This is a genomic window from Burkholderia reimsis (genome assembly GCF_003294055.1).
GTDB classification, from domain to species: Bacteria; Pseudomonadota; Gammaproteobacteria; order Burkholderiales; family Burkholderiaceae; genus Burkholderia; species Burkholderia cepacia.
The window spans coordinates 62,279-78,418 of sequence record NZ_QMFZ01000002.1; the positions used below are offsets into that span (position 1 = coordinate 62,279).

Sequence of the window (16,140 nt, forward strand, 5' to 3'; positions counted from 1 at the left end):
CCGGGCTGCAGCACCTGGGCGTCGTCTACCTCGTTCCGCATTACGCGATCCCCCATCCCACCCTCACCCGAGCGAGGCGCGGCGCTTTCTTGGCGCGCCTCGTGCGAGCGGATACCTGTCACACCCTGGCTACCTGCCGGGAAGGCGTGCGGGACTACACGCGATCACTCGAATAATTTTTGTAGAAAACATAACCGAGACGTAGAATTCGCTACATGAAATCCATTTCTACATGGACGCTGCTTGTTCTGACCCTTCCGACGGAAAACGCGACGGCCCGCATGCGGTTCTGGCGCGCGCTCAAGGCGAAAGGCTGTGCGGTGCTGCGCGACGGTGTTTACCTGCTGCCCCACACCGAAGCGCATGAAGAGACGCTGCGTGAACTCGCGGGCGCGATTGCCGAGAGCGGCGGCGCAGCTCACCTGTTGCGCGCACCGAGTCTCGACCGGTCCCAGGAACAGGAATTCCGGGCGCTGTTCGACCGGGCCGACGATTACGCAACCTTCACGCGCGCGCTCGCCGACGTGCGCAAGACGCTTGACGGGCAATCAGCCGCCGAGCTCGCTCGCCTGTTGCGTCGCCTGCGCAAGGATCTCGACGCCATCCGGGCGATCGACTATTTCCCGGGTGATTCGGCCACCCGCGCCGAAGTCGCCCTGCAGGATTTCGGTGCGCTGGTCGACACGGTGCTGTCGCCGGGCGAGCCGCATGCCGCGGACCGCGTCATTCGTCCGCTCGCGATCGGCGAGTACCAGGGCCGCGCCTGGGCGACGCGGCAGCGGATGTGGGTCGATCGCGTCGCCAGTGCGTGGCTGATCCGCCGGTTCATCGACGCGCAAGCGCGCTTCATCTGGCTCGCGTCGCCGGCGGATTGCCTGGCTGACGCGCTGGGCTTCGATTTCGACGGCGCGACTTTTACGCACGTGGGCGAGCGCGTGACATTCGAAGTTCTGCTGGCCAGCTTCGGACTCGACAAGGACCCGGCACTGATGCGTCTCGGCGAGATCGTGCACGCGCTCGACGTGGGCGGTCCCGCCGCGCCTGAGGCAGTGGGCTTCGAAGCCGTGATGGCCGGCACGCGCCAACGGACGGAGAACGACGATCAGTTGCTCGAGCAGATGGGCGCCGTACTCGACTCCCTGTATACGCACTTCACGTCGGACTACAAGAGCGAAACCCCAGCCAGATCATGACGACGACCATCGCCACGACCGAACCGACCTACTCGCTTGGCGAACTGGTCGCCTACATGCTGCGTCTCGGCACGTTCGGTTTCGGCGGACCGGTCGCGCTCGCAGGCTATATGCGTCGCGATCTGGTCGAGCGACGCGGCTGGATAACCGAGGCCGACTACAAGGAAGGGCTCACGCTGGCCCAGCTCGCACCGGGGCCGATGGCGGCCCAGCTCGCGATCTATCTCGGGTTCGTCCACTACCGCCTTCTCGGGGCGACACTCGTCGGTATCGCATTCGTGCTGCCGTCGTTCCTGATGGTGCTCGCGCTCGGGTTCGCGTACGCGCATTTTGGCGGGCTGTCGTGGATGCAGGCCGTCTTCTACGGCGTCGGCGCCGCGGTGGTCGGCATCATCGCGATGAGCGCTTACAAGCTCACGACCAAGACCGTCGGCAACGACAAGCTCCTCTGGGCGATCTTCCTGACGCTGGCTGCCGTGACCTTCGTCACGGAATCGGAAATCGCATGGCTTTTCGTTGCCGCAGGCCTGATCGGCTGGCTGTGGCGCGCGCCGCCTAGGTGGCTGAAGCGGGGCGGGCTGAATGCGGTTGCCGCCGCCAACTTGCCGGCAGCCAGCGGGCTGCTGAGTGGCATCGACCTGCCGCAGCTCGTCCAGATCGGTGCGTTCTTCATGAAGGCCGGCGCGTTCGTGTTCGGCTCCGGACTCGCGATCGTGCCGTTCCTCTATGGCGGCGTCGTTACCGAACATCACTGGCTGAACGACAAGCAGTTCGTGGATGCCGTCGCGGTCGCGATGATCACGCCCGGCCCGGTCGTGATCACTGTCGGCTTTATCGGGTACCTCGTGGCGGGCCTGCCTGGCGCATGCGTCGCCGCGCTCGGGACATTCCTGCCGTGTTACCTGTTCACGGTCATTCCCGCGCCCTACGTGAAGAAGTATGGGCACCGTCCAGGCGTCAAGGCATTCGTCGACGGCATTACGGCTGCGGCAGTCGGCGCGATCACGGGCTCCGTCCTCGTCATCGCGAAGCGATCGATCGTCGACGTCCCGACCGCACTGCTCGCCGTCACGACCGTGCTGCTGCTGTGGCGCTTCAAGAAGCTCCAGGAACCGGTGATCGTGACGGCGGCCGCCGTCATCGGACTCGTGGTTTTCCCGCTTCTCCACCCCTGACTCGCGTCACCGGGAAACGAACATGACGTACCAGGCCAGGACGTTGCCATGCGATCGTCGTTCTCATGTTCGAGAAGGCGACGCGAGCGACCGTGCAAGGAGCAAGCGATGCGAACGTGTTGCGTGATTGCGCTGGCGATCGCGCTGTCCGTCGCGCTGCCCGGTTGCGACAAGACTGCGCCCGATCAGGGGGCCGGCGAGATCGTGGCGCTCGAGCACGCGCCGGAGGCGGTGAGAGCAATGATCGAGCGTCAACGGCAAGGCGGCAATGTCGGCGTGATTCAACGGCGTGTGAAGAATGGCAAGGCACGCTATGTCGTCACCATCGTGCAGGGTGACCAGGAGCAACGCCTGAGCCTGACTGAGGACGGCCGGCTCATCAGCAGCCGCCCCGCCGGCGACGACGAAGAGGACGACGACTGACCTTGACGCGTCCAATCACCGTACCTTGTTCGCGCATCATGCCCACGATGCTGCGGCTGCCGGCCGGCTTCGGCCTTCAATGAACCACGCGTGCACGCGACTGCGTAGTGCCATCCGCTCACGGTCGACAGGCGTTGCGTTTCATCGGCGACCTCCTCACCTTGCGTCGAAGTGAGCGTGCGGGTCAGCGGAAATGGCCTTGTCCGATTCCTGCAACGCCAGTTCCGCCGCAACGGCATTCGCCCCGGCCTTGATGAACACGTCGAGATCGGCCGTGGGCAGGAAGCGCTTCATGATCGCCTCCAGTTCGGCCTTTCCGGCATCGTCCAGACTGCGATTGCCGTTGGCGAGGCGGGCCACCGCCGCGCGATAGCACCCGATATAAGCACGCTGTGCGGCAATCATGTCGAGCGGCTTGCCCGCCTGACCGTGGCCCGTATGGAACAGTGCGATGTCGCCGGACCGACGTTCGAGCGCATCGAGGCTGCGCAGCCAGTCCGCCGTATGGCCGTCGTTCATGAAGGAATGGACGCCGTTGAACACCATGTCGCCGACGAAGGCGACACGCTGGTGGGTTCCCACGGCCCAGACCAGATCCCAGTGCGATTCGCCAGGGCCGAACTCTCTTGCCTCGAACGGCACGCCATCGAAATGCAGCACGTCGCCGTCACGCACGAGGCGATTCGGGAAGGTGCGCCGTGCCGGCCAATCGTCGCCGAACACCGACTGCCACTGGACTGCCTTGGCATCGTCGACACGGCGCATCGCCTCGTCGACGCCCCGCGTCGTGATGACCGGCACATCACCAAGATCGCGGATCAGCTCGCCGATGCCGTTGTAGTGATCGGGATGCCCGTGCGTGATCAGCACCGCGAGCAAGGGTTTGCGCAGTGCATCCAGCCGGTGACGCACCTCGCGCGCATCCGATACGGTCATCATGGCGTCGATAGCCACGACACCGTTCGGCAATTCGACCAGAAAGGCGTTGGTGAGAAAGGTGCGTGCACCGGACGTGCACGTCACCACATTGATTTCAGGCCCGTTGAAACCGATCATTTGAAGGCGCTCTTTTAAGAAGCTGTTGCTTTGAATGGGTCGGACGCTCCGGCCCGTACCGCGTATGCGGTTCCCGAAGGCAGGATCTTTGATGTGAATCGCATTCGCCACACACTCGGCACGGCCGCCGCGATGGATATCGCGCCGGACAGTATCTTTGTGTCGCGCCCGGAATACAACTCCCGGTAATCCGGAAGCAAGAGCGATCGATTACGCGGCAAGCGGACTGGAGATGGCAAACATGCGCGTTGCCTTCATTGGAAGTAGCCCGCGAATGCTGACCTGAGGCGGAATTTTGTGACCAATCAGGCAGTGAGTCTCTCGTCGATATTATCGGAATCCAGCCAGGCTCGACGGACCGTGGCCGGAAGTTGGTAGCGACGAGCGCTGTGGGGCCGGCGCTCGTTATAGAACTGCCACCAGCGTTCGATGAGCGCCTTGGCCTCGGCGCGACCGCGGAACTATTCGCGGTTTAGCAATTCGTCTCTCAGCCTGTCGCAAGACGCATGAGCGTGCGATTGCCGACATCCTGGTGCCGAAACGGCAGAGCAGCAGAGGTTCGCTTTCCGACGCGACCATTTTCCAGTGTATGACCTGCTTAATCGCTCGCGCCCCAGATCCCTGGATATGGGGCGCGACTGGCCAGGTAGAGGCGGTTCGTCCGCGCGGCGAGGCGCAAGACTTGTGAATCCTTCCCTCAAGACGCCTAAAATTCAGTCATGGGTGTTTTCCACATCCACAAGGAGGCTGTCATGACTCAGTCGATGATTGGTTGGGTGGTTGGGCTTGCGGCGATCGCGGTGATTGCAGTCGCGTTGGCGCGCCGTTACCAGAGCGAACATTCAAGGATGGAAGTCATTCAATGGCTGGACTCCCATCACTTGGGGTGGACGCATCGCAAACATTGACCTCTCGGCGCTGGCGGCGATAAACCCGCCTCGCCGAAGTTGCCCGGGAGCCAAACACATGGATGCAGGCAGGCCGGTGAAGTCTGCCATGTCGTTGTCTCGCCAGGGGTCTTGGCAAGGAAGGCATCATGGACGATGAAGTGTGTACGACCCACACGCACGTGGCACGCATTCGCGTGATGCAGACCACGTCTGGGCGCTATCGCGGAATCGTCCACTTGCACCGCATCGGAGAGGATCCCGGCACCTCCGAGCAACACGATGCCGAAGGGGATTTCGCATCGGACGTGGACGCACGTGACGCCGCACGAACGCTCGCACGCAGATTGCTCAAAGAGCAAATCCAGGGGCACGAAAAGGCGCAAGGCATCGATTGAATCTGCGTCGGCGGCCTGGTTGCTACGCAACGTCGATCGGCAACGCGACGTCCATCAGCGCGTAGCGCGCCAGTCGCACCATGCGGCCGCTCGTCCGTTGATCTGCCTTGAAAACACGGGACAGCAAGGAATATCGGTGTTACGACGCGAGTTTCCCGCCGACCGGCAGCATGGCGTCGGCTCGCGCAATTTCAGATCGGGACGCGTGTCTCCGATTGATGCGCGCTCCGATGCATTGCTGTTCAACCGCGAGCCGTGTCAAAGAACTGCGCCGAACATCCCATGTTCGCCTCGGTTCTGATCGATGATGTCTTCTGCGTAACGTTGCGAAGCCCGGCGTGCGTCACCGGCACTGGCAAACGGCGAACCGTCGACAAGCTTGAAGGTCTGGCTCCGGGTCAGCGTGGTGTCAGTGCCGCGCAGGCAAACCTTGACCGCCGCGTCGAAACCGGCTTCGTAGTTGTGAGCACGGCCAGAGCCTGTGTGAAAGTGAGGATAAATCAGCGGATATATTTCGAATCCGCGATAGGTACGCATGCTCATGATGAACTCCTGGTGATTGACGGCGACGAATTGCGTAGACGAGCGCAATCAATCTTCTATCGGCGCTACGTGGTTAGCGTCGAACAAATCGGTTTCGAGGCACACCGGGCGAAGCCCGTTCGTCTTTGTGCCGGAAATTGATACGCCCTTTGGTGAGGTCATAGACCGACAATTCCAGCTTGACCCGGTCGCCAGCGAGAATACGGATGCGGTGTTTGCGCATGCGGCCCGATGCGTACGCCGCAACGACCGCGCCGTTTTCCAGGGTGACGCGAAACCTGCTGTCCGGGAGCACCTCATCCACGACGCCGTCCAATTCCAGCAATTCTTCCTTTGCCAAATCAATTTCTCCAATCAATGTGACGTGCCGCAATCACAGCGGCGTGCGGATATCCGGTCCCCGACAGGGAGCGGTTTGCGTGCAAATATCGAAAACGCCCATGCGTGGCCGGCGCGTACCGACGCGACATGCGGGCCGCGCCTCGTCCGGGCGTTAACGTGCTCGTTATCGTGTCTCGGTGGAGCGCTTCTTGCCGCTCGATTTGGTGGGCGCAGAGGGTGCCTTCGGTGGCACCCAGTTCAGCGCCGCGCCGAGCACCGGCCAATCCCTGGCGCGCCGTGGTCTCGCGAGTGATCTTTTGTTGCGCGATTGACTCTTGGTCAAAGTTACCTCGGTATGCGTCGATCGCGAGCTCACGATGAATGAGCCGCCCGATCGTTCGCCACCGGATGCGCCGCATCCCCCACTTTCTTCCTTGGGGTGTACGTCTTGAGGCGAAACGGTAGCCTCAGCAGGACTGTGGGCGCCTGCGCGCGGGACCGATTAATGATGTGGATTACTGAGGAACGATGTTCGAAGCCTGCAGCCCCTTGGGCCCGTTCTTCGTCTCGTAGCTGACCTTTTGACCTTCGGCCAGCGTCTTGAAGCCATCGCCGCGAATCTCCGAGAAGTGCGCGAACAGATCATCGCCGCCGCTGTCAGGCGTGATGAAGCCAAAACCCTTGTTGTCGTTGAACCACTTGACGGTACCGGTATCCATGGAAATTCTCCTGATATTGGACAAATGTATGCGCCCCGATAGCGGGGGCACGAAAAAGGATCAAGGAGGGAGAGGACAACGAATACCGCGTTCCGCGGTCAGTGATGAGCAGCAATCGCGCTTCTTGAAGGCTTCGGACACCCACCCTACGCGGGGCCAAACACCGTGTCAAGCTGTTTCGGTCGGCGCATTTCGGGTGGCAGCGCAGGAACACGCCGCGACCGGCGAGGCTCGCCCCGGTTGTAAACCCTTGGCGCCGTGGTTTTGATTTGCTTCGAATGTCTAATTGAAATTTCGACGATACCGTCATGGCGCCCTCTCCCCGCGTATCGGCGATTGTTCACACGCGGCTGAACCGGTCCGGCCCGCGCACAATCGGGGCGGCATGCCATGCGGCGGTTCGCGCAGAACTTTCGCTGTACAAGTTCGCCAATGGGCGTAGGATAGGTCGGTTGACTGACTCACTACCGATTCCCGCGCCACTCAAGGCGCCCCCTCCGAACGTGATTGGGCCTCTCATCGAAACCGCGCAATGCGGACGAGCGCGCCGCGTATCGGCTGCGTATGCGAAGCGCCTGATCGATGCCTGTCTACAGGACACGAGCGTGCTGGATAACGCGTCCTGATCCCTTCCTCGGTCCATCCTGTTTCTGCGTCCGCGGCGCCGCCACAGACTCAAACACGCCTGGCGCATGGCGCGCCGGCAACGTCGGGAGGCTGGATATGAACAGGAAAGACCTGTTGAAGTGGATTCGACGCGATGGTTCTGGTGTCATCGAGCAGTTCCTGCCGTATGACGCTCGTGCCGAGATGGACGGCGTCATTCTCGATCGTCGTCATGAAATCGATGAGGATGCCTTCCTGATGTTTTTCTCGATCCGCGCGCTGTTGCGCAAAAGCGGAATGGCGAGCTGCGAATCGGACCAGGAAGCAGGCCAGATCATGGCACGCCTCAAGCTTTGACTGTTCTGGTCGCGACGATACGCTTTGCGGTGGCCACGGGCCCCGCGGCAACTGAAGGAGGAAAGACAATGCAACTCGACTCAACCCGATTCCATATCGACCCGACACCGCGCAGGGCCGACGGGGAATACATGGCACACGCGCGGATCAGCATCGATCGTGCAGACGGCAGCACGTGCGACGTTCAACTGAGCGGAGACCTGGCTGGCTTCGACGTGCGCGAGGATGCGATTGCCTTTGCGAAAAACTGGGCGCGCGAATGGCTCGCCGCGCATTTGGTCGACGATCTCCCCGCGTTGATGAATTGAAATTCGGGTGGCACGCCAGCCGCCCGAGCAATCGGGGCGTCGTCGGGATCGAGGCCGACGGCAATACATGCTGCTGTCAAAGCAGGCTGACGTGGTGTCGAAGGTCGGTCGAGAGGATGGCCATGCTTGGTGGGCCACAGACCAAGGCAGCAAGCACGCCCTTCAACGGTCTCGTCACCGCCAGATCGGGCCGCATGCGTTCCGCACCCTCGTAGTCCGCGACTCTCGTGAGCCGAACCTCCTCCCAAGTGCGGCGCGTCGCGTCGGGATATCACTCCAGTCGATCGAAGGCACCCGCTTCGAGATCTTTCCTGAAATGCTGTAGCCAGTCGCTTTCGTCGCCGATCACGTATTCCTTCGTAATCTGCGTCGAGAGCCTGGTGATGGTGACATAGCCCTGCAGACCGAGGTTCTCATCACCCTTCGGGTCGGTCGTATCCGTTTCCTGAAGATCGAAATCGCCCTCTGCCAAGCCACGTCGCGCCAAGGTCGCCAGAAAGTCTCTGTGTTCATCCGGTTCGATCAGCCGCATATCCGGCCCCCTCGTGTTCAGCGGAGATGCCGCGAGGCCGACGGCACGCGTTCGAGCGTCGAAATCATGCACACCGAACTCATGCGGAATACCTCACGGTCCCCCACATACGACGCTACCGGAAAGCAAGCGTCACGGCCTGCAGTCTTATCGTCTGGGTCCTTTCATGCTTTCCGACTCCATGGCCGCATTCCACTCCTCGCTCGCCTCGATAGGGTCCATCGCTTCGTCAACCGACGCCGTTGCGCGCTCGGCGGCCGCTTTGGTTTCGTCCTCCGAGGCGTCGACATCGCTGTTGCCGTCACCCGGGGGAAGCAGCATGTCCTTGAGCATCGCGCTCAGTTCCGGCGTGTCCCATGGCAGGCCACGCCGGGTTCGGACCTTTATGTAATGTTTCACTTCCGCGTCCTGCTCTGCGGTTAGCGGCAGTCCCCGGAAGGTGCTTTGGGGGTCGGAGTCTGTCATCGCTGTCTCCTCCTGCTATGGCGTCTTCAGTGTAGTCCCATTGCGACCATGAGAGTCGTGACCGAAGCGCTCATTCGTCGAATCAAATGCCGTGCGTCGCTGCGGCAGGCCGCAGCCGGCCATCGGCTGTCGTTGGCGGCCTACGTCGCCAGGACATTCGACCGGTTGAATCCACCTCAGTCAAACGACATTCCGTTCGTCCATGACCGACCGATCATGCAGGAATGCGAATTGATATGAGCATGCACCCGGACGATATTGGAGCGAAGCCGACCAGCAACGGCCCATGGCTGAAACTGACCGACGCGGTTCACGGGATGCAGCGGCGATGCAGGCAATGACATGGCGTACGTCGCGCCTTAACCGATCCATATGTGCGTAGCATGTTGACGTCAACGGAACAGGACACCACGTCGAACCGCTACTGACCGGCTTCGGCTTGCGGCTGCGGGCACGCCAGAGAGCGAACATCGAGCGTGAGAAGGAGTAAGGGCAGACACCACCGATCACCTATGCTGGAAGCTCACGAGGAGCCGACTATGACGCCACATGACGTGATGATGATTTTCGAGCGGGGGAACGCAGAGGGAAAGGCGGCCGCCGATCTGGACCATGCTTGTGCCGGATTCGCCGGCTGGTTGGCGGAGGCATGGAGTCGATTGAGTGAGGATGAGATCGCAGTTCTGACGTCGATCGGCGCCTCGCTGTATCGCGAGGGGTATGCGAGGCGCTACTAGGCGGGCTCGGGGGCCAGCGTGAATATATGGGCGGGGCGGACCGAAAGGGCGTATAAAGTTCGAATGACTATCCCCTCCGTTACCGCCGAGTCGGTCCTGGGCCTGTTCCGGCTCATTGCCGGGAGGGAGGAGCGCCGGACTTCCGGCGAATCGGCAAGGATGGCGGCGCTCCTGGCTCTGGCCGAGCAGCTTGCACGCAACCATCAGGCAATGACGGAAGATAGTTGGGATGCAGCCGTCCGTGTTGGCGGTCTGCTGTTGCGAGCGGAAATGATCAACAACGACGCTGACACGGTTGCGCTTGACCTGCTAAGCCGGCTGCGGCGGCGGAAATGAAAAGCGCGTTCGAGCGTATGGCGAGTCGCCCCCTGCGGAGTGGCCAACATGTCGACACACCTGCTTCTTCTCTACAAGGGGTACGAACTTCATCCCCTCGTCTTCGCCCGTACATTCAGTCGCTTTGACGGACATTCCCGTTACGCCGAAGGGTACGACATTGCGGTACGGATATGCCGCCCGGGCGCGATAGCAACCTCCACCGCGAGCCGTATTTTCAGGCTGGCCCAACCGCATACATACTCCGACTTCGGTATGGCAAGGCGTGCCGCCCGGCAGCAGGGAAAGGACATCGTCGACGGCAAGGTGAGTGGAGCTTCGGTCATCGACATGTAGTTCGGTCAAACGCAGCGGTCGGCCACGACGACGCGAGAAACTGAACGCACGCATTCCTCCTCACCGGTATCGTCACCATGCAAAGTGATCGTAATGCGATTCCGTACTACCTCGTCTTACGGACTGACTGCCCGCCGTATGTTCTGAACGCTGACCGCCACGTGCTGCGCCGCGCGGCAAGCCCTCTCCTGCGAGCGTTCGCGAGAGCCCGCGGCGCGCCGACCTCGATCGCGGACGACGCATGGAGCGACTTTTCCGGCTCGGAATCCATTTCGCCTCTCGAGCGCGTTGAGATGCGGGCCTACGCACTGGTTCGCGGAGCCGAAAGCGAACATCAACTCCGGTTACTGGCTGCTCTCTGACTGCACCAACGTCCGCATTCCTTGCGGACGGCGAGCTCGGCAGCCTATTCGAAACGAGGTCTGTTTGCGAAGGCATTCGGTCCGAAGAATCGTCGAAGGCGGCGTGACTGGAGGTACGCACGTCTTCGATCGATCGTCCCCCGGTGGGCATGGTCATGGCAGCCTCATGCCGAGCGGTAGATCAGCCGCTGTAGTCACGCCCCTCGTGAACACCTGTCGAGAAGTATCGATCACTTCCTGGATCCGCGTGATCTGCGCCACCATCCCGCGCCGTTCTGCAGCCCGATGGGTTAACCATCGGCTGATCTAGCCGCCACTGCACGGCAACGTACCGACTTCCCCTTCCCGTTCGCCCATCCTGTAGTCAACATCCGTGCATCCGACCGCGATCCTGTTCGAGCGATCCGACTCGATGCGGCCCCTCGCTACGCGAGCACACCTCTCTTCGGAGGAGCCATGAAATATCATGCAAGCACATTACCCGATCGACGCGACCAGGTGACCCGACAAAAGGACCGCGACGATCTGGCCCGAGCCGATATCGAACGGGCCGAAAAGCGTACCCGCGACTATGCCGGCATCGATTCCAATGCGAGCAAGTGGCGCTATTCCGAATCCGACCGTCAGGTGAAGTAGTGGTGCAGCGTTGCTCCCGATACCGCCAGAGGTTGGCGCTCGCTCCTCGCGTTGTTAAGCGCCGATCCCGCATGACGCGTCGCGGACGTTCCGGGATCAGGTACACCGCCGCAGGCGTATCGAAAAATCGGCGATCGCGGTGACATCGCTTTGCTCCGCCTAGCGGCACCAATTTTGCAACAGGGCCGGCAATTGTTCGCGCGATGCGTGTGACCACGCCCATAGCTCGAGCAAAGCCTCATGCCTCTCCACGTGCACGCGTATTCGCCGGCTGGCATTGCGGCTCATGTGCGCGCCTCATTCCGTCCCCGACAACGGACATGGCGGCATTGCAGGCGTCGTGCACCGACGACGGCGAGGGAACCTGGAGGTTCACTGATATCGCCTGGCCGACATCGTGTTCGGTGCTGGTCTTGCCATGCCTCCCCACGCAACTCGTCGAAAAGATCGATGCAGTGGCGAAATCGCGCCATATGACCCGCGAAGCGTTGGTAGCCGCGTGTATGGAAGGAATTGGCGACCCGGCGTTGCGGTCCTCCTGCCACGAACTTGTCCTGGCGTAGCGGCCGAACGCGACGCGGCGAATTCATCTGCCCGGGTTGCGTCGCTTCACCGATGCGGGAAGGTGATGCATGCGCCGTTTGTCGTCACGAGCGACGCGCCGAAGTAAAAAGCCGGCGCTTGGCCGGCTTCGAGTTCCGCCTTGCTGGGGCGGCTCCACGTTCTGTTTGAGAGCGAGGAGTTTTGCTGCACATACGCTACAGGTTCGGCAGAAAACCCATGCCCAGACGTTTCCTTGCATCGGAAATACGTTGCCTGGATGTAACGGCTTTCCACGAATGGGCATGGCTTCTCTGCCGCTCCGGGTGAGCCACGGGCATTCCATCGTCGGTCGCGCGTGCCTCCGCCTGTTCTTGTTGCTCGTCCTTCACATTTTTTTCCCATTTCGGGCAATCGTTCATCAACATGCTCCCTCCACAACCCCGGTTTCGTCATTGATTGGCTCGCGCCGCCCGAGTCGGGATAAAACCGCGCAAGCGATACGGATCGCGACGGTCCACTTCGATCACGGCGTTTACATCTCGATGAAGTCTGCGGCCGATCTGGTGTCCGTGCGTCATGTGTCAGCCTGCGCGTGCGAGCGTCTGAAGTCGGTACGCTGCCGTACGGGCGGGATGGCTTGGATGCAGGTCTGGCATCAGCGCCGTTTCTCAAGGCGCTTCAAATCAGGGAGCAGGCGATCGAATTCTCGCCTGACCACGCCGTAGCATTCGCACACGCGCTTCTCGAGCCCGGAGCGATCCAATACCTCGATGTGCCCATAGTTGTACCGGATCAACCCGGCATCCTGAAGTTTCAGCGCAGCTTCCGTCACGCCCGACCGGCGGACACCGAGCATGTTGGCGATCAGTTCCTGCGTCATTTTCAGTTCGCTCGATGGCAGGCGATCGAGGCTGAGCAGGAGCCACCGACAGAGCTGCTGATCGATCGAGTGATGTCGATTGCATACGGCTGTTTGCGCCATCTGTGTGATGAGCGCCTGGGTGTAGCGCAGCAACAGCCGCTGCATCGAACCGCCTCGACGGAACTCGTCTTTCAGGATGCGCGCATCGAGTCGGTAAGCGTGTCCCGCGCTTTGGACGATCGCGCGGCTCGGGGTTGTTTCGCCCCCCATGAATAGCGCGATGCCGATCAACCCGTCGTTGCCGACGATGGCAATTTCGGCTGACGAACCGTCTTCCATCACGTACAACAGCGACACGATGGACGTCGTCGGAAAATAGACGTGACTGAGCGCACCGCCCGACTCGTACAGCACCTTTCCCAACGGCATGTCGACCAGCACGAGCTGCGGCGAAATATGCGCCAGATCTTCTACCGGTAATGCTGCCAGCAGATGATTCTCGATCATGGATGGCTGACCCGACATATGTCACTCCTCCAGTGGCTGCCGCCTCTACCCAAGACGCCCCAACGACACGAAGCGTCATCGGCTTGAGACTCGAACGCGCGAAGCAGACCTTGCGCGAGAAGCCGGGCAGAGCCGGATATAGAAGATAGCCCTCGGCCGGATGCAGATTTCCGCTCGAAGGGTTGCAGCGCAGTGCCCACCGCTGGGCGCCATAGGATTTCCACGCCGACAGGCAGCGTGAGCGTTCGAACAGGATTGCCGGATGGGACAGATCGAACCCTGTGTGGGCGGCAAGGTGCCTCAGCGTAACGCGTTGTAGCGCATGGCCAGGGTGTCCGCGGCTAACGGCAGAGCAACGTGCGGTGCGCCGTGAAATACCCGAAACGGATCCGGCTGGGTTGTCCGGTCGAGCCCCCAGGGCCAGGAGCGCAGAAGTCGAGACGGTGCTTGCTGCGTTCGTGATAATCAAGCAGCGCATGCCTTGACCGATCCATGCCCCCTCGGCCCCGGAATACCCGCACGCGCGGCGAGTGCAGGTCAGAAAGAAGACGCACGTGGGGTGCGCGCGCAAACGGGGGCCGACCTCACGAGATCGTGTACCGGTTCTGGGGCCCACCCTTGTAAAGGTCTCGGGCGAGCCCCAGAATCCGGTCGCGATTGCGGTCGAAGGCCGCAAGCAAGGCGGGCTCGCCAGAATCCATGTCGGAGTTCAGTTTCGCCAGCATCGCATCGTCGACCAGAAAGGTAATCTCGCGAGAATTGTCGTAGCCCCAGAAACATACACAGTGCCTGGAAGAGTCGTAGGAGCGACTGGGATTCGGAAAGTTGAGCGTCACGGTGCTATTCGCCATCTAGCTCTCCTGACAGATATAACGCCACTTGCTCGCGTTGACATCGATGCGGGCGTCATTTTCGCGCCGCTTCTCGGCACGCTCGCTGTCCGCGCGCTTCAGTGCCAAGGCACGCGCCTTTTTCACGTCGACGTAATCGCTGTGGCTGGCGGGCGTGGCTGGCTTCAGTTCGGTTTGCTTAGGCATGCCGGTTCCCAAAAAGAGAATTTCAAATTTCAGGACCGTCGCGGTGACTGAATATCGTCGTCGGCCGCCCCATACGAGGACCGGACGACGACCCGCGGGCTTGCCGCCGACGGCATCTCTCGCGCACGGAACTGCCGGATCAAACCTCGGAGGGAGGCTCGGTTGACGCGCGAAGTTCGCAGCTTCGACGTTCGCGCGCAGGATCGTCGTGGTGAGCCTTCTGCTTAGTTATGCGGACAGGGGGAAGCGTAAGGTAAGGAGTCGGAGCAAAACCATCGGTCACGCACATCGAACCTCACGAGAATGCGCCCTATACCACGGCCATGCAAGCGCTATCTCGCGTCATGGCCATGATCGGCACGATCCCCCCAAGCAACACTACCGTCATCAACCTGGGCGTAACGGCCGCCAGCCAGCGCTTTTTCTCAGTCCCATCCCACGACCAGGCGACGCGCAGCGAGCGCGGCGGCCTGTTCGGAGGGGCGTGCAACTGCCGGCGGAGAATGACGTCTCGACGACCGGGTTCCGTCACGCGCTGAATAGACTCGATGCCCGATCGGACAAGACGGTGGCCACGATCGACCTCACGTTGCGCAACGCGCAACTGGAGATCAAGAAACCCTGTAAGGAACTGCACGGACGCATCGATGCCGTGGGCTCTCAGAAAAGGTGTCTTTGGCCCCCTAGACAGATCAAAGACTTGGACATCTTTTTTGAGAAATCTACATGCCTCTCGTCTCAAAAAAGATGTCCGTGGCCCCGGGATTTCTCAGAAAAGTCGTCCTTGGGAATGTCACGGCCCCGCCTAGATGTCTCGACGGAACTTAGCGACAAACAGCGCCATGGACGGGCGTTTCAACGGCCAGCACAGTCGACACTGCTTGTGCTATAAATGTGCGCATAGTGTGCACCAAGAAATCTGCCGTGAACCCCAATCTGGCCCGAGATTCAACGCCACCCCTCGATTTCGACCAGTTCATGGCGTCTTTGAAGGACTCGGAGTGCATCGCGCCGATCATCTCGGCGCGACGCTTCGCGTCTGCCCTGCATATCGATATGCAAACACTCGCACGGCTAGCCCATGTACACCGCAATACGGTAAGCCGCTTGGCTGGCTCCGAAAGCGTGCAACAGTACCTTCGAGACGCGCTCCGGGTCATCCGAGCTGCAACCGATATCTCCGGAGACGTACGAAGCACGCTGTTTTGGTATCGCAATGAACCGCTGCCGACCTTCGGCTACAAGACTGCCGAAGAGTTGATATCGGAGGGGCGCACCGAAGACCTGCTGCGCTACGTCACATCGCTCGAGGCCGGCGCGGCTGGATAGGGTCGGGTACACACGTTGCAGGTCTGCAAAATAGCGGCTACTCTCACCTCGTAGCCAACCTATGTTCGGCGAAAGAAAACAGGGTGCGGGGCTTACCGGCTTGGAGGTGGTTCCGCGGTATGATCTCGCCCCACCTCCTCAAATGCCCGCCCGATGAGCGGGCATTTTCTTTTTCGCGCGCACCTAACCGTACGCCCACTCGAAAATTACGTTCTCGAACCCGCGCGCACTACGAGCGTATTTCGTGGACCTCCATTTCAGCTGTAGCGCGCAATTGCGACAACGTCGTGATCCGGCACCCGTATCCGGCGGGTACCTATTCAATGGAGCCGCCGATACCGCAGCGCAGATCAACGTACCGGCAGCCTTGGCGTCGCGTGGAAACTGCAATATGCGACCGAAGTTCAACGACAAACGATCGCTGCCGTATCGAAGCTTGTCTATATCGACTTCGACGGGCGACAACTGCATT

At 61.2% G+C, this 16,140-nt stretch carries 25 protein-coding genes and 3 pseudogenes; 16 read left to right on the forward strand and 12 right to left on the reverse strand.

All coding sequences use genetic code 11. From position 1 onward, the window contains the following. Nucleotides 1–215: 215 nt before the first annotated feature. From DPV79_RS03120 to DPV79_RS03130, 3 genes are all read left to right on the forward strand, one after another. Nucleotides 216–1,193 (forward strand): chromate resistance protein ChrB domain-containing protein, encoded by a 978-nt coding sequence (locus tag DPV79_RS03120; protein WP_113044760.1) that lies wholly within the window; start codon nt 216–218, stop codon nt 1,191–1,193. Then, nucleotides 1,190–2,368, forward strand: a complete 1,179-nt coding sequence (locus DPV79_RS03125) for a chromate transporter (protein WP_113044761.1) — start codon at nt 1,190–1,192, stop codon at nt 2,366–2,368. Before DPV79_RS03120 ends, DPV79_RS03125 begins: the two co-directional genes overlap by 4 nt. A gap of 123 nt (nt 2,369–2,491) precedes the next feature. Beyond that, entirely contained in the window at nt 2,492–2,791 is a 300-nt protein-coding gene (locus DPV79_RS03130; protein ID WP_113044762.1) for a hypothetical protein, read from the forward strand. Nucleotides 2,792–2,947: 156 nt separating this feature from the next. Here DPV79_RS03130 and DPV79_RS03135 read toward each other — a convergent pair whose 3' ends face one another. Next, on the reverse strand, nt 2,948–3,847 hold the full coding sequence (locus DPV79_RS03135; RefSeq protein ID WP_113044763.1) for an MBL fold metallo-hydrolase: 900 nt from the start codon (nt 3,845–3,847) through the stop codon (nt 2,948–2,950). A gap of 305 nt (nt 3,848–4,152) precedes the next feature. Further along, nucleotides 4,153–4,341: pseudogene (locus DPV79_RS03140) on the reverse strand (integrase core domain-containing protein); the annotation flags it as partial. Between the two features lie 258 nt (nt 4,342–4,599). Here DPV79_RS03140 and DPV79_RS42495 point away from each other — a divergent pair. Further along, a complete protein-coding gene (locus tag DPV79_RS42495) occupies nt 4,600–4,755 on the forward strand; it encodes a hypothetical protein (protein ID WP_165843486.1) in 156 nt (51 codons plus the stop codon). A gap of 128 nt (nt 4,756–4,883) precedes the next feature. After that, nucleotides 4,884–5,132 carry a hypothetical protein gene (locus DPV79_RS03150; protein ID WP_244321702.1) on the forward strand — a complete coding sequence of 83 codons (249 nt, stop codon included), beginning with the start codon at nt 4,884–4,886 and terminating at the stop codon, nt 5,130–5,132. Between the two features lie 258 nt (nt 5,133–5,390). Here the strand turns inward: DPV79_RS03150 and DPV79_RS03155 are convergent, their stop codons facing one another. The 3 genes from DPV79_RS03155 to DPV79_RS03165 all read right to left on the reverse strand — a co-directional run bounded on the left by DPV79_RS03155 (nt 5,391) and on the right by DPV79_RS03165 (nt 6,715). Beyond that, nucleotides 5,391–5,675 (reverse strand): hypothetical protein, encoded by a 285-nt coding sequence (locus DPV79_RS03155; protein WP_059685033.1) that lies wholly within the window; start codon nt 5,673–5,675, stop codon nt 5,391–5,393. Between the two features lie 73 nt (nt 5,676–5,748). Then, nucleotides 5,749–6,015: a translation initiation factor IF-1 gene (gene infA, locus DPV79_RS03160; RefSeq protein ID WP_027790083.1), complete on the reverse strand. Its 267-nt coding sequence runs from the start codon at nt 6,013–6,015 to the stop codon at nt 5,749–5,751. Between the two features lie 496 nt (nt 6,016–6,511). Beyond that, nucleotides 6,512–6,715: a cold-shock protein gene (locus tag DPV79_RS03165; protein WP_011548695.1), complete on the reverse strand. Its 204-nt coding sequence runs from the start codon at nt 6,713–6,715 to the stop codon at nt 6,512–6,514. A 723-nt stretch (nt 6,716–7,438) separates the two neighbouring features. Here DPV79_RS03165 and DPV79_RS03170 point away from each other — a divergent pair. Together DPV79_RS03170 and DPV79_RS03175 are read left to right on the forward strand one after the other, a co-directional pair. Then, on the forward strand, nt 7,439–7,678 hold the full coding sequence (locus DPV79_RS03170; protein ID WP_113044765.1) for a hypothetical protein: 240 nt from the start codon (nt 7,439–7,441) through the stop codon (nt 7,676–7,678). A 68-nt stretch (nt 7,679–7,746) separates the two neighbouring features. Beyond that, nucleotides 7,747–7,986 (forward strand): hypothetical protein, encoded by a 240-nt coding sequence (locus DPV79_RS03175; protein WP_059685032.1) that lies wholly within the window; start codon nt 7,747–7,749, stop codon nt 7,984–7,986. Between the two features lie 271 nt (nt 7,987–8,257). On the opposite strand, the gene DPV79_RS03185 is transcribed toward DPV79_RS03175, so the two are convergent. Both DPV79_RS03185 and DPV79_RS03190 read right to left on the reverse strand, forming a co-directional pair. Next, nucleotides 8,258–8,518 (reverse strand): hypothetical protein, encoded by a 261-nt coding sequence (locus DPV79_RS03185; RefSeq protein ID WP_059684833.1) that lies wholly within the window; start codon nt 8,516–8,518, stop codon nt 8,258–8,260. Nucleotides 8,519–8,665: 147 nt separating this feature from the next. Next, entirely contained in the window at nt 8,666–8,983 is a 318-nt protein-coding gene (locus DPV79_RS03190; RefSeq protein WP_113044767.1) for a hypothetical protein, read from the reverse strand. Between the two features lie 57 nt (nt 8,984–9,040). Between DPV79_RS03190 and DPV79_RS43235 the strand changes: the two genes are divergently transcribed. The 7 genes from DPV79_RS43235 to DPV79_RS03230 all read left to right on the forward strand — a co-directional run bounded on the left by DPV79_RS43235 (nt 9,041) and on the right by DPV79_RS03230 (nt 11,953). Next, entirely contained in the window at nt 9,041–9,223 is a 183-nt protein-coding gene (locus DPV79_RS43235) for a hypothetical protein (RefSeq protein WP_244321703.1), read from the forward strand. A 299-nt stretch (nt 9,224–9,522) separates the two neighbouring features. After that, nucleotides 9,523–9,720, forward strand: a complete 198-nt coding sequence (locus DPV79_RS03200; protein ID WP_113044902.1) for a hypothetical protein — start codon at nt 9,523–9,525, stop codon at nt 9,718–9,720. Nucleotides 9,721–9,783: 63 nt separating this feature from the next. Further along, entirely contained in the window at nt 9,784–10,056 is a 273-nt protein-coding gene (locus tag DPV79_RS03205; RefSeq protein WP_059684828.1) for a hypothetical protein, read from the forward strand. Nucleotides 10,057–10,104: 48 nt separating this feature from the next. Further along, a complete protein-coding gene (locus tag DPV79_RS03210) occupies nt 10,105–10,392 on the forward strand; it encodes a hypothetical protein (protein WP_059685028.1) in 288 nt (95 codons plus the stop codon). 77 nt (nt 10,393–10,469) lie between these two features. Then, nucleotides 10,470–10,754 carry a hypothetical protein gene (locus tag DPV79_RS43745; RefSeq protein WP_081064683.1) on the forward strand — a complete coding sequence of 95 codons (285 nt, stop codon included), beginning with the start codon at nt 10,470–10,472 and terminating at the stop codon, nt 10,752–10,754. A 456-nt stretch (nt 10,755–11,210) separates the two neighbouring features. Next, nucleotides 11,211–11,390, forward strand: a complete 180-nt coding sequence (locus DPV79_RS03220) for a hypothetical protein (protein WP_111938614.1) — start codon at nt 11,211–11,213, stop codon at nt 11,388–11,390. A 320-nt stretch (nt 11,391–11,710) separates the two neighbouring features. Further along, entirely contained in the window at nt 11,711–11,953 is a 243-nt protein-coding gene (locus DPV79_RS03230; RefSeq protein WP_244321704.1) for a type II toxin-antitoxin system HicB family antitoxin, read from the forward strand. A gap of 195 nt (nt 11,954–12,148) precedes the next feature. Here DPV79_RS03230 and DPV79_RS03235 read toward each other — a convergent pair whose 3' ends face one another. The 5 genes and pseudogenes from DPV79_RS03235 to DPV79_RS03255 form a co-directional block, all read right to left on the reverse strand. Further along, nucleotides 12,149–12,358 (reverse strand): hypothetical protein, encoded by a 210-nt coding sequence (locus DPV79_RS03235; RefSeq protein ID WP_226118140.1) that lies wholly within the window; start codon nt 12,356–12,358, stop codon nt 12,149–12,151. 230 nt (nt 12,359–12,588) lie between these two features. After that, a complete protein-coding gene (locus DPV79_RS03240; RefSeq protein WP_006480091.1) occupies nt 12,589–13,320 on the reverse strand; it encodes a Crp/Fnr family transcriptional regulator in 732 nt (243 codons plus the stop codon). Nucleotides 13,321–13,413: 93 nt separating this feature from the next. After that, a pseudogene (locus DPV79_RS43805) lies at nt 13,414–13,796 on the reverse strand (nitroreductase); the annotation flags it as partial. 90 nt (nt 13,797–13,886) lie between these two features. Beyond that, a complete protein-coding gene (locus DPV79_RS03250) occupies nt 13,887–14,153 on the reverse strand; it encodes a DUF1488 family protein (protein WP_113044768.1) in 267 nt (88 codons plus the stop codon). Then, nucleotides 14,154–14,339 (reverse strand): hypothetical protein, encoded by a 186-nt coding sequence (locus tag DPV79_RS03255; RefSeq protein ID WP_059684821.1) that lies wholly within the window; start codon nt 14,337–14,339, stop codon nt 14,154–14,156. 924 nt (nt 14,340–15,263) lie between these two features. Between DPV79_RS03255 and DPV79_RS03265 the strand changes: the two genes are divergently transcribed. Continuing rightward, nucleotides 15,264–15,668 (forward strand): DUF2384 domain-containing protein, encoded by a 405-nt coding sequence (locus DPV79_RS03265; protein WP_113044904.1) that lies wholly within the window; start codon nt 15,264–15,266, stop codon nt 15,666–15,668. 318 nt (nt 15,669–15,986) lie between these two features. After that, nucleotides 15,987–16,130 (forward strand): annotated as a pseudogene (locus tag DPV79_RS43810) (DUF6531 domain-containing protein); the annotation flags it as partial. Nucleotides 16,131–16,140 lie beyond the last annotated feature (10 nt).

Excerpts from the sequence above, each read along its gene's own strand:
- DPV79_RS03220 (WP_111938614.1), top strand. The coding sequence starts at position 11,211 with ATGAAATATCATGCAAGCACATTACCCGATCGACGCGACCAGGTGACC.
- DPV79_RS03175 (WP_059685032.1), top strand. The coding sequence starts at position 7,747 with ATGCAACTCGACTCAACCCGATTCCATATCGACCCGACACCGCGCAGG.
- DPV79_RS03125 (WP_113044761.1), top strand. The coding sequence starts at position 1,190 with ATGACGACGACCATCGCCACGACCGAACCGACCTACTCGCTTGGCGAA.
- DPV79_RS03255 (WP_059684821.1), bottom strand. The coding sequence starts at position 14,339 with ATGCCTAAGCAAACCGAACTGAAGCCAGCCACGCCCGCCAGCCACAGC.
- DPV79_RS03240 (WP_006480091.1), bottom strand. The coding sequence starts at position 13,320 with ATGTCGGGTCAGCCATCCATGATCGAGAATCATCTGCTGGCAGCATTA.
- DPV79_RS03185 (WP_059684833.1), bottom strand. The coding sequence starts at position 8,518 with ATGCGGCTGATCGAACCGGATGAACACAGAGACTTTCTGGCGACCTTG.
- DPV79_RS03235 (WP_226118140.1), bottom strand. The coding sequence starts at position 12,358 with ATGTTGATGAACGATTGCCCGAAATGGGAAAAAAATGTGAAGGACGAG.
- DPV79_RS03120 (WP_113044760.1), top strand. The coding sequence starts at position 216 with ATGAAATCCATTTCTACATGGACGCTGCTTGTTCTGACCCTTCCGACG.
- DPV79_RS03200 (WP_113044902.1), top strand. The coding sequence starts at position 9,523 with ATGACGCCACATGACGTGATGATGATTTTCGAGCGGGGGAACGCAGAG.
- DPV79_RS03170 (WP_113044765.1), top strand. The coding sequence starts at position 7,439 with ATGAACAGGAAAGACCTGTTGAAGTGGATTCGACGCGATGGTTCTGGT.
- DPV79_RS03205 (WP_059684828.1), top strand. The coding sequence starts at position 9,784 with ATGACTATCCCCTCCGTTACCGCCGAGTCGGTCCTGGGCCTGTTCCGG.
- DPV79_RS03190 (WP_113044767.1), bottom strand. The coding sequence starts at position 8,983 with ATGACAGACTCCGACCCCCAAAGCACCTTCCGGGGACTGCCGCTAACC.
- DPV79_RS03135 (WP_113044763.1), bottom strand. The coding sequence starts at position 3,847 with ATGATCGGTTTCAACGGGCCTGAAATCAATGTGGTGACGTGCACGTCC.
- DPV79_RS03150 (WP_244321702.1), top strand. The coding sequence starts at position 4,884 with ATGGACGATGAAGTGTGTACGACCCACACGCACGTGGCACGCATTCGC.
- DPV79_RS43745 (WP_081064683.1), top strand. The coding sequence starts at position 10,470 with ATGCAAAGTGATCGTAATGCGATTCCGTACTACCTCGTCTTACGGACT.
- DPV79_RS03155 (WP_059685033.1), bottom strand. The coding sequence starts at position 5,675 with ATGAGCATGCGTACCTATCGCGGATTCGAAATATATCCGCTGATTTAT.
- DPV79_RS03250 (WP_113044768.1), bottom strand. The coding sequence starts at position 14,153 with ATGGCGAATAGCACCGTGACGCTCAACTTTCCGAATCCCAGTCGCTCC.
- DPV79_RS03230 (WP_244321704.1), top strand. The coding sequence starts at position 11,711 with ATGGCGGCATTGCAGGCGTCGTGCACCGACGACGGCGAGGGAACCTGG.
- DPV79_RS03165 (WP_011548695.1), bottom strand. The coding sequence starts at position 6,715 with ATGGATACCGGTACCGTCAAGTGGTTCAACGACAACAAGGGTTTTGGC.
- DPV79_RS03210 (WP_059685028.1), top strand. The coding sequence starts at position 10,105 with ATGTCGACACACCTGCTTCTTCTCTACAAGGGGTACGAACTTCATCCC.
- DPV79_RS42495 (WP_165843486.1), top strand. The coding sequence starts at position 4,600 with ATGACTCAGTCGATGATTGGTTGGGTGGTTGGGCTTGCGGCGATCGCG.